The following is a 12,625-nucleotide window of genomic DNA, read 5'->3' as shown; positions in this document are numbered from 1 at the left end:
GCGTTCCCACAGACGGACCATCAGGGCTGCGAGCGCCAGCCGGCCAGGATCTCCTCGGTGGCGGGGTCCAGCCTTCCACCGTAGAAGCGGCCAAGCACCTCACCAAAGACGTGCCCATCCGGCGCCACAGCCTGGAACAGCGTCATGCAGGAACGCAGCTTCTGTTCGTCCGTGTGCCCGAAAATCTGCCCGGCGCTGCGGCCCGAGGTTCCCAGCAGCAGGCGGCAGCATTCCCTCAAACGGGCACCCAGGACTGGGTGTTCGGCATACGCCGCTGCTTCCTCCAGCGAACCAATCCCGTAGTACCTGGCGGTGCCACTCCGGCCCAGGCCCCCAGCCTGCGGGAACACGAACCACATCCAGTGCGTGGTCTTCAGCCCCGCGCCCAGCTCGTTCTGGACGTCGTCGTAGACGCCATCCTGCGCCACCAGAAAACGGTCCAGGTCAAAGCTCACTGTGCACCATCAGCTTCCAACATGGCCGTGGCGGCCCTGTCCAAGAACTCGGCCACCTCTCGCGGGCGCGAGATCATTGGGGCGTGGCTGGAATCGAGCTCGGTGACGGCAGCACCCATGCGGGCGGCCATCTCGCCCTGCAACACCGGCGGGACGCAGCGGTCCTGCGTTGCCACAAGATAGTGGGCCGGCAAGTCCAGCCAGGCGGGCGGGCCCACCTTGACGCGGTCGACGCCGATGCGCACCAGGCGCTGCGTGGCCGCGGCAACGGCAATGTCTGCGGGCGCGGCATCGGCGGCGAGCACTTCACCGAAATGGTCCCTGTGTATATAGGTGTAGTTTCCAGCCACCACCACGTGTTCACCCACCAGGCTGCCGGGGTATTTGCGGGACAGCCCGCTGACGGACTCCCCCTCGGCGGGCGCGAACGCTGCCACGTAGGCCAGCGCCTTCACGGAGTCAACGCCCAGGGCAGCCTCGCCCACCACCGCCCCTCCGTAGGACCAGCCGGCCAACAGCACCGGACCATCCACGGTGGCGAGGGTGCGCCGGACGGAGGCAACGTCGTCGTCCATGGTTTCCAGTGACAGCTGGGCGGCGACGGGCTCGTGGCCCATGGCGCGCAGCTCCGAGATGACCTTGGCCCAGCTTGACCCGTCGGACCACAGCCCGTGCACCAAAACCATTGCCACCATGCCAGCCTCCTCGCCATTTTGCCCCAATGTATCAGGTGGAAAACGCACTACCTGGCCGGGGCCGCCCGCACGTGCATGCGTTCGCCCTGCGGGCCAAAGAGCGTCAGGAACTCGGCGCTTTCCGTGGTGGCCCGGCCAAACCAGTGCGGCGTGCGGGTGTCGAACTCCGCCGCCTCGCCCTGCTTGAGCACAAAGTCCCGCTCCCCCAGCACCAGCCGGAGGCTTCCGCGCAGCACATACATCCACTCGTGCCCCTCGTGGACCTGGGGATCGGGCTGCGGCAGCGAAGGTCCGCCCGGCAACATGATCTTAAAGGCCTGCAGCCCGCCCGCACCACTGCCCAGCGGCACATACGTCTGCCCGTTGCGCTTGACGGGGCGCAGGTGGATCCGCGGATCGCCCGTGGCCGGGGCGCCCACCAACTCATCCAAGGGCACGGCGTGCGCGCGGGCCAGCGGCAGCAGCTGTTCCAGGTTGGGCCGCCGCTGGCCTGACTCCAGCCGCGACAGCGTGCTGAGCGAAATTCCCGTGGCCTCGGCCAGCTCCGCCAAGGTGCGCCCGCGTTGCAGGCGCAGGGCCCTCAGCCTGGGTCCAACACCGGAGAGCACCTGTTCAGTTTCATCAGCCATGGCCCCAGTTTGCCATTCCGGCAACAAAGATTGCCAGTGCCGCGGCCCGGCGCGCACGCTGGAAGCACCCCATAAACACGAACAGCAAGGTGGACACCATGCAAGACGCAATCATCATTGGCGGCGGCGCGGCCGGACTCAGCGCGGCCCTCCAGCTGGGACGCTCACGCCGCACCGTGACAGTGGTCGACGCCGGCAAGCCCCGCAATGCGCCCTCGCCGGCCGCACACGGATTCCTGACGCGCGACGGCGTTGCTCCCCACGAGCTGACCCGGCTGGGACGGGCGGACCTGGAACTCTACGACGTACGCGTCATTGACGGGACGGTGGTTTCCGCCGAGAAAATGGACGGTGTTTTTCACGTTGCCCTGGCCGATGGAACCTCCATCGAGGCGCCCCGGCTGCTGGTCACGACCGGCGTGGTGGATGAACTGCCCGCCATTCCCGGACTGGCCGAGCGCTGGGGCCACGACCTGGTGCACTGCCCCTACTGCCACGGCTGGGAAATCCGCGACCATGCCATCGGGGTCATCGGCAGCAGCTCCATGGCTGTCCACCAGGCCCTGCTGTTCCGCCAGTGGTCGCCCAACATCACGCTGTTCCTGAACAGCGCACCCGAACCGGCTGCCACGGAACGCCGGCAACTGGCGGCCCGCGGCGTCCGGCTGGTGGAAGGCGCGGTGGCCCGGATCCACAGCACGGACGGCGCCGTATCGGGAGTTGAGCTCGCCGACGGTTCACTGCACCGCGTTGACGCACTGACCGCACAGTCGCGGGTCGTGGCGAGGGCTTCCTTCCTCACCACCTTGGGGCTGGCACCCGTACCCGGCGAGTTTGGCGAGCTGCTCCAGGTGGACGGCAACGGCCTGACCGCCATTCCCGGCGTGTGGGCCGCCGGCAACGTGGCAGACATGCGGGCAACCGTGCTGGCCGCCGCCTACGCCGGCGCCATGGCAGGGGTTGCCATCAACATGGACATGATCGCGGCGGAGCTGGCCGCCGACGTGGCCGCCTTCGACGCGGCGGAGCCTCTTGTGGCTACGGGCTGAGCAGGCGGTAGACGCCCTCCGCATCCTGGGCACACAGTCCCCTGGCCACGCAGCGGTACAGGGACTTGCTCACGGCGGCCTGGATCTCCGGCCCGCTGCGGGACCAGGAGAAGACGCGGCGCAGGGCGGCTAGGACCTGGTCCGCGGAGGCGCCCATGGAATCGCGGAGCACCAGCTCCACGGCTGCATCGAACTCCTCCGGCGGAATGGCGCCGGCCCGGCGCGACACCCCGCCCGGTCCGGTGCGGCGCACGGCCACGGCACCGGGCGGGCCCAGCCGAATGAAGGAATCGTTGTCGAGGCGTGCAAATACGCCGTCGACGCTCGTGCGGCCCAGGGCCTCCAGCAGATTGGCCCGGATCCGGGTGCCGATGCTGCCAACACCCCAGGTGTCGCGCAGCCGGGCCTGCAGCGTGTCCAGGTGGAGCGGCGCCTCGAGCCCGATCACACTGGTGCAAAAATCGATGAGTTCCGGCAGGGCGGCGGGCGATCCCGGCTGGTGGGTGCCGGTGCGCGTGAATTGTGCCTGCCGGTATTCCACCGTCCAGTCGGGGGCGCCAAACAGGTCCACGTCCTCGAAGTCCAGAGCTGGCGCACCCTGCGTCTGCACGGAATCCGGGCGGACGGCGGCCGTTGTCCCGGCCAGTGCCTGTTCCAGTGCGTCCTTGAGCAGTGCGCGCTGCCCTGCGGGGTCGCGGTACCAGGCCAGGCCCCACACACGGAGCATGTTCCAGCCCAGGTTGCCCAGCACGGCGGCCCGCAGGCGGTCGCGGTCCCGTGTGGACTTGGCGGAACTGTACGTCCCGCCGTCGCACTCCACACCGAGCAGGAAGGTGCCGGGCTGGTGCGGGTGCTTCACGCCAATATCCACGCGGTAGCCGGCCGAGCCGACGCGCGGCACGGTTTCATAGCCCAGTTCTTCAATGGCCGCGCGGACCTGGGACTCCAGCAGGAAGCCGTCCTCCCCCGCGCCGTCGGCTGCAGCGTCCAGCCCAAGCGCCACGCTGCCGCGGGCGGCAAAGTCCAGGTAGTTCTTCAGGTGGCGGTTGCCTTCCGAGGTGCCCTCGCGGATCTGGGCTGCGTGGAAGGAACTGACGATCTCCACGCGGCGGCGGGCACGGGTGATGGCCACGTTGAGCCGGCGCTGCCCGCCCCTGCGTGTCAGCGGGCCGAAGTTCATGGCGAAGGTGCCGTTTTCGTCCGGGCCGTAGCCCACGCTGAAGATGATGATGTCGCGCTCATCGCCCTGCACGGATTCCAGGTTCTTGACGAAGAATCCGTGCAGGCGGTCCCTGTCATCCAGCAGCCCGGCCAGCGCCGGTTCCGCCAAGGCGCGGCGCTCAATGGCGTCGAAGATGGCGTCGGCCTGGGCGGTGGAGAAGGTGACAACACCCAGAGACAGCGAGGGGTTCTGGGTGCGGTGCGCGATGACGCGGTCCACCACGCGTTCGGCCTCGATGGGGTTTTTGGCCCCGGCGCCGCGCAGGTACACCCCGTCCACGTATTCGTGGTGCACGCCCAGCTCCGGCGATTCCTGCACCGCGCCCGGGAAGGTGTTGAGCCGCCCCTCGTAGAAGCCGTAGTTGGAGTAGGTGATGAGGTCCTCGTGCAGGCTGCGGTAGTGCCAGGCCAGGGGCAGCGAAGTGATGGCGCCGGAGGCCTTGCACAGGTCAAGGACGCTGTCGAAGGTGTCGGGTGCCTCCTCGTCCTCACCCTCGCCGGCGACCGTGGTGAAGAACGCCGTGGGCGGCAGCTGTTTTTGGTCTCCGGCCACGATGAGCTGGCTGCCGCGGTAGATGCAGTTGACGGCGTCGGCCGGCATGACCTGGGACGCTTCGTCGAAAATTACGACGTCGAAGCGCATGTTCCCGGGCAGGTACTGGGACACCGAGAGCGGGCTCATCATGAAGCAGGGCTTGAGCGCCTGGGCCACGTCGCCAGCCTGTTCCAGGATGGTGCGGATGGGCTTGTGCCGGGTCTTCTTCTCCGCCTCGCGCACAATGACGGCCGCAGCGCCAATGCTGGTCCGCGGGCGGCGGGCGGCGCAGGCCTGCACCACCGAGCTGTAGGCGGAGCGGATGAGCTTTTCATCCAGCGCGCGGAATTCCGCCACCAATGCGTCACGGTTTCCGGAGCGGTACTCGGCCAGCCTGCCATCGGCGGCGACGACCGATTCCGCCCATGGCTCCAGGGCCGCCCGCTCGAGCGCCCCGGGCACATCCTCGGCAGTGGCCCCGGCAGCCTCCAGCCCGGCGACCGCGTCACCGAGGCCGTGCGCCACGGCCCAATCCCGGAGCCGCTTGAACTCAAACCACGCGTCGATGTCCGTTGCCGCGGATTGGTGCATGGCCTGTGCCAGCTCCACGGTCTCCGGCAGGTCCCGGCCCAGTTCCGCAGCCAGGCCCGCGTGGCGTTCCGGTTCAAAGTGTCCCGCGAGCCGTTCCAGCCCTGAGTCCCATGCGGCGGCGGCCGTTGCCAGGCCGGGCCCGACGCCGGTGAACCCGCCCAGGATGCCCAGGGCGGTTGCGTCCAGCGGTGCCTGCAGGTTGCGTCGTGCCTCCCGGCACCAGGCCAGGTCATGCTCCAGCGCGGCCCAGTCGGTGGCCAGCCCGGCGAAGCGGTGGCCCAGCAGCGCGGAGTCGGCGGCAGCACAGGCGCGGTTCCTAGCATCCAGCTCCGCGAGCCGGCCGATCGAGTCCAGCGCGCCGACGGCTTCGGTGAGTGTCAGGGGCGCGGCACCCATGGCGGTGAGGCGGGCCAGGGCGGAGTCCGCAGCGGCCAGCCGGGTAGCGAAGTCCCCCGTGTGGTGCGTGAGTTCGGCCAGCGTTGCATTCGGGGCCCAGCCGCGGAAGTCGGGGCCAAGGCTGGCACCCATGAGCCGTTCGATCCGGTCAAGGCGCTCCGTGATGGCGTTGGCGATGGGCATGAGCAGGCGGTCGGGCTCGGTGTTGGTGGAGAGCTGTGCGGCCAGGCCGTCCAGCCCCACGTCGTCCCCGGCCACCACAGACGCCTCCCGGGCCAGGTCGATGGCCTGGCGGATGCGGCCAAAGTCGGTGTGCAGGCCCTGGTAGTAGCTCTTGAGCCTCGGCCCGTACGTGCGCTCGGCGGCGTACAGCTCCTGCAGGGCATCGCGCCAGGCCATGGCGGCCGGCAGGGCGTCGATGACCTCGCGGTTGACGGTGCCGCGCGGGGTGGCGGCGCGCAGGGTGTTGCGGTCGGCGCGGGCGGCGGCGGACCAGCGGCTGAAGAAGCCGTCGTGGACGTGGGCGAAACGGTCAGCCAGCCCTTCGAGGTCGAGGTTGAGGACGTCCGGGGTGAAGGTGGCCCGGAGCTGCTGTTCGAAGCGGAGCACCTTGGCCGTGGCACCGCCGAGCACCAGCACGCCCTCCTCGAGCGAGGCGTGGACGGAGGTGTCCAGCCAGTCTGCCTCGGGGCGGTTGCCGGCCTGGCTCATGGCTGCGAGCGCGCACAGCACCCGGAGCTTGCGCATGCCCAGCGCTGCCGCCTCGGTGCGGAACAGCAAGGCGATCTGTGCCGCGTCAGCTTCCAATGCCTGGATTTCCGCGGTGATGGGGCGGATTTCCTGCTGCAGTGCAGTTGCCCGCGCCACCGTGGCCTGGCCAATGCCGCCGGGCACGGGGACCGTTTCGGTGTTGCGGATGGCGAGCTTGAGTTCCGCGGCCATGGCGTGGTCCGCCGGGGTCCATGCCGTGAAGGAGGTGCCGATGGTGGTTGCCAGCTGCTTCCTCAGCTCGACGCTGTCCAGCCACCCGCGCACGCGGGATTCGACGGCGTCGAAGTCGCCGCCCAGCCACCCGTCAGGTGTCTGCGGGCGGCGGGCCAGCAGGTCCAGCACGGCGAGGCGCTGCTCCACGCCGGAGCGGCTGAGCGGAACGTCAAGGAATGGCAGCCGGCTGTCCAGGTTCAGGGCCTGGTCGTTGAGCTCTTGTGACAAATCCGCCATGTCCAGGGCGGCGCCGGCAGCGTCGCGGATCCCGCCGGCGTCGGGCTGGTCCCCGGCCAGGCCGCGCCAGGTGAAGTCTGCACCCTCCGCGGCGGGCCGCCAGGCACGGGACAGCTCCCCGGCCCTGCGCTGGATCATGCCCAGAAGCTCCGCATCGAGGGTGGCGAAGCGGGCCTGCTCCCCCGTGGGAATCTGCCCATGCACGGAGAGCTGCACCAACCGGCCCAGGACACTGTGCAGGCTGCGGCCCAGCGGCTGCCGCACCTCATTCATGGCGGCGGCGTATCCGCTCAACTCCTCCCGGGCGCTTTCCAGCCGGGAACGGTCGGTGGGGTCAAGGGTGTGCCGGCCCACAGGGCGCTGCGACAGTTCCCTGCTGAGCGCCTGCACCACGTGCTTGCGGGTGGCCTTGTGGCTGTGGAGTTCCAGCAGGAAGGGGCTGAGGTTTTGCGCCGCCAGGCGGTCCCGGACCACATCCAGTGCGGCGGCCTTCTCGCTGACAAACAGGACCGTCTTCCCCACCGCCATCAGTTCGGCGATGATGTTGGCGATGGTCTGGCTCTTGCCCGTGCCGGGAGGGCCGTCCATGACAAAGCTGCGGCCCTCCCGGGCGGCAATGATGCATTTTCGCTGGCTGGAGTCGGCGTCCAGGATGCTGTGCAGCGTTTCGGGCGGCACCAGATTGTCCAGGGACGCGTCGTCGGCCAGTTCGAAGGCAAGGTTTTCTTCCTGCCCGGCGTCGGGGCCCAGCGCCATGGCCTGGATCAGCGGGCTGGCCAGGATTTGCGCCTCGTTGTCCGCCAGGTCCTTGTACATGGCCTCCTTGTGGAAGGTGAATGTCATCAGGATGCTGCGGGCGTCGATGGACCAGTCCGGCTCGCCGGCAATGGCGTCCCGGAGCAGCGTGGTGAGTTCCTGCACGGTGAAGTCGGGATCTTCAAAGGCCGGCAGCTCGATGCCGAAGTCGCGCTGCATCTTCAGCGCGAGCGCCGAGTTCACCTGGGCCTCGTCGCGGGTGCGGTGCAGCGCGAAGGTGCTGCCTGTGCGTTCCAGCCGCACGGGCACCAGCTTCAGTGGGCTGCCGGCGGGCTTGCCGTCGGCGGGGTCAACCCAATTGAGCATGCCCAGGCCAACGTAGAGGATCCAGACGCCGCGGTCTGCGTACTCCTGTTCGGAGCGCTGGTGCAGGCGTCGGCAGGTGGCCTGCAGCGCGGCGTCGTCCTTGTCCAGGACGGTCGCGGTGCGGCTCTTGGCGGCCTTGGCCGGCTGCGCGGTTCCGGGTTCGGGTGCTGCGGGCTGGAGGTGGACGCGGCCGCGCTCCAGCCAGCGTTCGATCTCGCCCATCGCGGGCAGCACGAACTCCAGCGAACCCACCTTGGGGTGCTGGAAATACAGGAGCTTCTGGCGCCGGTCGAGCGCCAACAGGTCCTCGCGCCACGCCTTCATCTGGCTGTGCAGCCGCCCCGGCGCCGTCTGCCCGTCAACTGCAAGATCCACTGCGCTCCCCTTTGCACCGCCTTCGATGCGGCCACCCCATGCCTCTGCCGGCACGTCCGTTCAATTCTCGCACCGTGCGCCATCCGCTCTGAACTCCAGCGCACGACGCCGGGCACCCGCCGCGGGTGCCCGGGCTATCCTCCCGTGATGGCCGGGAAGAAGCGCACGACCACTGACAGGGCAACAACTACATAGATTGCCGCCACGATGGTTCCGGCCCAGGTGGTGGCGAAGGCAGTCACGGCTTTCGGGGCGGGGATGACGCCGTGGACCAGGTTGCGCACCGTGAGCAGCACCAGCAGCGGAACCATGGCCGCCCAGACCACCATGCAGTACAGGCACAGGACGTAGATTTCGAAGAGCGCCTGGCTCCACAGCCACACGGCGAACACTGCCCCGAGCACCACGCCCGCCTGCAGCCCGAGCCAGTACCACCGGGCAAGGTCTGCACCGGCGAGGACGGCCATGGCCGTGGCCAGCACAATGGCAAAGGCCACGATCCCAATCAGCGGGTTGGGGAAGCCAAACAACTGCGATTGCCAGGTGCCCATGACGCGTCCGCAGGACACCCAGGGGTTGACGTCGCAACTGGTGACGTGGCCCGGATTCTTGTACATGGCGAACCGCTCGAGGACCAGGATGGCCGAGGCCACCCAGCCCACGGCGCCCGTGACCAGCAGGACGAGGCCGAAGGCCCGTTGTTGGGCAAAGCGGGGCACGGTCAGGCCCTAGTTCGCCGCGGTTGCGGCAACGGCGGCATCGAACTGTTCCAGGCTCTGGACCTTCAGGAGCTCCCCGTCCAGGAAGAACGTGGGGGTTCCGGTGACGCCCAGGGCCTGGCCGTCTGCCTTGTCGAACTCCACGCGGGCCTTGGTGGCGGGGTCGGCCACGGCCCTGTCAAAGGCGGCCATGTCCAGGCCGAGCTCCTCGGCGTAGCCGCGGAACACGGCGCTCTTGTTGTCCGCCGATTCACCCCACTGGGACTGGGTTTCAAACATCTTCTTGTACATGGCCTCATGTGAGCCCTGCTGGGCCGCGGCTTCCACGGCCACGGCGGAGTTCATCGAGTTCAAGTGGCCGGGCAGCGGGAAGTAGCGCTGGACGAACGTGACATTCTCCCCGTACTTGCTGCGCAGTTCCTCCACAAAGGGGTAGGCCGCACCGCAGGACTCGCATTCAAAGTCCAGGAATTCGACCAGGACGGCCTTTTCGTCCTTGGCCTGGGACAGGATGTGGCTGTTCTCGCGCACCACCAAAGAGGCCTGTGAGGCTGTACCTTCCGGCGCCGCGTTGGCACTGTCGCTGGCCTTGGGGCCCGACTGGGCCATGATCACGGCAACCACGGCGGCGATGATGACGGCTGCGAGCAGGGACCAAACGATGATCTTGGACGTCTTCAGCCCGGATTCGGCCTTGGCGTTGTCTTTCACGTGGCATTCCATTCTGTGGCTGTCGCGTGGACAGGGATTCATGCACCGGTTCTTTGGCGGCCCGGTCACGGGTCACCGGATACTACCAAATGAACTTTGCAATTTGCCGGGGATGGAAACATAACCGCCGGCCGAGCGCCGTCGTGCTTTCCGGTGCAGTGGATCTCGACAGGCTCGATCACCGGCCCGGTGATTGAGCCTGTCGAAATCACGGTTTCGACAGGCTCAACCACTGGAACTACAGGCGCATGTCCCCGGTTTCGATGTAGCGCTGGTGCCAGGACAGGGCCTCGCCCATCAGGTGCGGGGTGTGCTTGCCGTAGGACTCGCGGGAGGCCCGCTCGAAGTAGTCCTCCAGCATGGGCTTGTAGTCCGGGTGCGCGCACTTCTCGGTGACCAGGCGGGCGCGCTGCTTGGGCGCGAGGCCGCGCATGTCGGCCAGGCCCTGCTCGGTGATCAGGAGCATGGTGTCGTGCTCGGTGTGGTCCACGTGGCTGGCCATGGGCACGATGCCGGAGATGCGGCCGCCCTTTGCCGTGGACGGGGACATGAAGGCGCCGAGGAAGCCGTTGCGGGCGAAGTCGCCGGAGCCGCCGATGCCGTTCATGACGTGCGATCCCACCACATGCGTGGAGTTGACGTTGCCGTAAATGTCGGCCTCGATCATGCCGTTGAGGGCAATGCAGCCCAGGCGGCGGATGAGCTCGGGGTGGTTGGAGATTTCCTGGGTGCGCAGCACAATGCGGTCGCGGTAGAAGTCCACGTTGCGGTTGAACTCCTCGATGCCGGCCTCGGACAGGGAGAAGGAGGTGGCGGAGGCGAACTCGATGGTGCCGTCCTTGATCAAGTCCAGCATGCCGTCCTGGATGACCTCGGTGTAGGCCTTGAGCCCGCGGTAGCCGCCGCGCGACAGCCCTGCCAGCACGGCGTTGGCAATGTTACCCACGCCCGACTGCAGCGGCAGCAGCTTGTCGGTCATGCGGCCGGCCTTGATTTCGCCGTCCAGGAAGTCCAGCAGGTGCTGGGCGATCATGTTGGAGGCCTCGTCCGGGGCGGCGAAGGCGGAGAGCCTGTCCGGGGCGTCAGTCTCGACGACCGCGATGACCTTGTCCACGTCCACGTTCAGGTAGGGCTGGCCGATCCTGTCCTCGGGCGAGGTCAGCATGATGGGCTGGCGGTGCGGCGGCAGGGCCGTGCCGTAGTAGACGTCGTGCATGCCTTCCATGAGCTCGGACTGCTGCGTGTTGACCTCGAGGATCACGGCGTCGGCCATGTCCAGCCAGGTCTTGTTGTTTCCCACGGACGACGATGGAATCAGGGTGCCGTCCTCGCGGATGCCCACAACCTCGATGATGGCAATGTTGATGCCGCCGTAGAAGCCAAACCAGGTGTGCTGGGCAACATGGCTCAGGTGGATGTCCATGTAGTCGAGCTCGCCGTCGTTGATCCGCTTGCGCAGCGCGGGATCGGACATGTACGGCAGGCGCAGCTCCATGCCGCCCACCTTGGCGAGCACGCCGTCGAGCTCGGGTGCGGTGGACGCGCCGGTGAGGACCTTGATCTTGAACGAATCACCCTGTGCGTGCGACTTTTCCATCTGCGCGGCCAACGCCTGCGGCACCGCCTTCGGGTAGCCTGCACCGGTGAAGCCGCTCATGGCCACGGTCATCCCGGGCTTGATCAGCGCAGCGGCCGCCTCAGCTGACATGCGCTTCTCCAACAACCCCGCATGGCGAATTCGATCGTGCACTGTGCTCCTCTTTCAAGATTAGTCATGGGACATCCCACCAATGTCGCCCAGGCCACTATAGGCGGTGACGCAAGCTACACCCAGTCGGGGATGCGGTCCACAGTTTTCCTGGACATTGAGCACGACGGCGGCACGCGGCTTGGCAGCGCAGCGGGACTTCCCGACGCGGACCGCCGTGCAACGAACTGATCATTCCCGGACATTGCTGGTAGAAATAGAGCATGACCGACACTCCCAGCCCGTCCACCCCGCACGGCGAAAAACTGCAGGCGCAGGGCTCGCAGCTCGCGGGCTCCCTTGCCGCATTGGCCGGCTGGGCCATTGCGTTTGTCCCGTTCATCCTGCTGACGCTCATGATCCTGACCGCTGTCCTGGATCCCAGCCGCAGCATCGCCGACATCCGCAACATCGCGATCATGGTCGGTGGCGCGCTGCTGCTGTTCTGCATGATTGCCGCCCCGCACCTGCTGGGCCAGGCAGTGCGGTTCAAGGAGCGGGCCATGTGGCGGGCGACGATCATCACCGGCATTCCGGCCGCGTGCGTGGTTGGGTACTTCGTTTTCCGTTTTCTGAGCAACCTGGGCTAATTCCCAAGCTGGCCCGCTGGTCGAGCCTGTCGAGACCCGGTGGTCGAGCCTGTCGAGACCCGGTGGTCGAGCCGTCCCCGGTGGTCGAGCCTGTCGAGACCATCCCCGGGCCGCCAGATAGGCTATTATCCATTCGTTGGAATAACTAGCTTCGAAGACGGGTCGACAACTCCATGTCCCAATCCATGCAGGAACCCCTGGACCAGCAAGCCGGTTCAAACGCTTCCCCAGCCACCCAGGACAAGCCCGGAAATCCCTATTTGGGCCTGTTCATAGCGGTCGGTGGCTACGCGGTGGGTGCGATTCCGATTCTGGGCATGGCCCTGCTTGGCCTCCTCAGCTGGTTCGGAGGCCCCGGCCCTTACGATTCCGGCGGCAACGGTTTTGGCGCGTTCATGTGCGTTGTCGGCATCCTGGGTCTGCTGAGCGCACCGGCACTGCTGGCGATCGCATCCACGGCTCGAAGCACCAAGATGTGGACAATCGCCACGTGTGCAGCCATTCCCGCCGTCATCGCGGCTTTCGTGGTCTACGGAACCATCGCGGGGGCCGTGGCCTAGCCAAGGCCC

General features: G+C 67.6%; 11 protein-coding genes. 4 read left to right on the top strand and 7 right to left on the bottom strand.

The genetic code is table 11. The features are described 5' to 3' along the window. Positions 1-20: 20 nt before the first annotated feature. From PCK14_RS08710 to PCK14_RS08700, 3 genes are read right to left on the bottom strand one after another with little or no spacing between them, the layout of a single operon-like run. On the bottom strand, positions 21-455 hold the full coding sequence (locus PCK14_RS08710) for a DUF1810 domain-containing protein (protein WP_269938083.1): 435 nt from the start codon (positions 453-455) through the stop codon (positions 21-23). Continuing rightward, positions 452-1,150: an alpha/beta fold hydrolase gene (locus PCK14_RS08705; protein ID WP_269938082.1), complete on the bottom strand. Its 699-nt coding sequence runs from the start codon at positions 1,148-1,150 to the stop codon at positions 452-454. Before PCK14_RS08705 ends, PCK14_RS08710 begins: the two co-directional genes overlap by 4 nt. A gap of 47 nt (positions 1,151-1,197) precedes the next feature. Beyond that, positions 1,198-1,779, bottom strand: coding sequence for a helix-turn-helix domain-containing protein (locus tag PCK14_RS08700; protein WP_269938081.1), 582 nt, complete (start codon positions 1,777-1,779; stop codon positions 1,198-1,200). Positions 1,780-1,877: 98 nt separating this feature from the next. On the opposite strand from PCK14_RS08700, the gene PCK14_RS08695 reads away from it, so the two are divergent. Further along, positions 1,878-2,828: an NAD(P)/FAD-dependent oxidoreductase gene (locus PCK14_RS08695; RefSeq protein ID WP_269938080.1), complete on the top strand. Its 951-nt coding sequence runs from the start codon at positions 1,878-1,880 to the stop codon at positions 2,826-2,828. Here the strand turns inward: PCK14_RS08695 and PCK14_RS08690 are convergent. From PCK14_RS08690 to PCK14_RS08675, 4 genes are all read right to left on the bottom strand, one after another. Continuing rightward, on the bottom strand, positions 2,818-8,289 hold the full coding sequence (locus tag PCK14_RS08690; RefSeq protein WP_269938079.1) for a DUF4011 domain-containing protein: 5,472 nt from the start codon (positions 8,287-8,289) through the stop codon (positions 2,818-2,820). The genes PCK14_RS08695 and PCK14_RS08690 overlap by 11 nt on opposite strands. Positions 8,290-8,423: 134 nt before the next feature. After that, on the bottom strand, positions 8,424-9,008 hold the full coding sequence (locus PCK14_RS08685; protein WP_269938078.1) for a vitamin K epoxide reductase family protein: 585 nt from the start codon (positions 9,006-9,008) through the stop codon (positions 8,424-8,426). A gap of 9 nt (positions 9,009-9,017) precedes the next feature. Then, positions 9,018-9,719, bottom strand: coding sequence for a DsbA family protein (locus tag PCK14_RS08680; RefSeq protein WP_269938077.1), 702 nt, complete (start codon positions 9,717-9,719; stop codon positions 9,018-9,020). A 238-nt stretch (positions 9,720-9,957) separates the two neighbouring features. Then, entirely contained in the window at positions 9,958-11,469 is a 1,512-nt protein-coding gene (locus tag PCK14_RS08675) for an acetyl-CoA hydrolase/transferase family protein (protein ID WP_269938076.1), read from the bottom strand. 24 nt (positions 11,470-11,493) lie between these two features. On the opposite strand from PCK14_RS08675, the gene PCK14_RS08670 reads away from it, so the two are divergent. The 3 genes from PCK14_RS08670 to PCK14_RS08660 all read left to right on the top strand — a co-directional run bounded on the left by PCK14_RS08670 (position 11,494) and on the right by PCK14_RS08660 (position 12,616). Beyond that, on the top strand, positions 11,494-11,658 hold the full coding sequence (locus PCK14_RS08670; protein WP_269938075.1) for a hypothetical protein: 165 nt from the start codon (positions 11,494-11,496) through the stop codon (positions 11,656-11,658). A gap of 32 nt (positions 11,659-11,690) precedes the next feature. Next, positions 11,691-12,056: a hypothetical protein gene (locus PCK14_RS08665; protein ID WP_269938074.1), complete on the top strand. Its 366-nt coding sequence runs from the start codon at positions 11,691-11,693 to the stop codon at positions 12,054-12,056. Between the two features lie 173 nt (positions 12,057-12,229). Next, positions 12,230-12,616 carry a hypothetical protein gene (locus PCK14_RS08660; protein WP_269938073.1) on the top strand — a complete coding sequence of 129 codons (387 nt, stop codon included), beginning with the start codon at positions 12,230-12,232 and terminating at the stop codon, positions 12,614-12,616. Positions 12,617-12,625 lie beyond the last annotated feature (9 nt).

The sequence above is a fragment of the Arthrobacter sp. HY1533 genome (assembly GCF_027568515.1).
In the GTDB taxonomy this organism is placed as follows: Bacteria; Actinomycetota; Actinomycetes; order Actinomycetales; family Micrococcaceae; genus Specibacter.
Note: the sequence above shows the minus strand (reverse complement) of the source record. Positions and strands in the feature narration are given on the sequence as shown.

What these genes read in the sequence shown, in the direction of transcription:
- PCK14_RS08705 (WP_269938082.1), bottom strand. Translation starts at nt 1,150, where the DNA reads ATGGTGGCAATGGTTTTGGTGCACGGGCTGTGGTCCGACGGGTCAAGC.
- PCK14_RS08660 (WP_269938073.1), top strand. Translation starts at nt 12,230, where the DNA reads ATGTCCCAATCCATGCAGGAACCCCTGGACCAGCAAGCCGGTTCAAAC.
- PCK14_RS08670 (WP_269938075.1), top strand. Translation starts at nt 11,494, where the DNA reads ATGGGACATCCCACCAATGTCGCCCAGGCCACTATAGGCGGTGACGCA.
- PCK14_RS08700 (WP_269938081.1), bottom strand. Translation starts at nt 1,779, where the DNA reads ATGGCTGATGAAACTGAACAGGTGCTCTCCGGTGTTGGACCCAGGCTG.
- PCK14_RS08695 (WP_269938080.1), top strand. Translation starts at nt 1,878, where the DNA reads ATGCAAGACGCAATCATCATTGGCGGCGGCGCGGCCGGACTCAGCGCG.
- PCK14_RS08665 (WP_269938074.1), top strand. Translation starts at nt 11,691, where the DNA reads ATGACCGACACTCCCAGCCCGTCCACCCCGCACGGCGAAAAACTGCAG.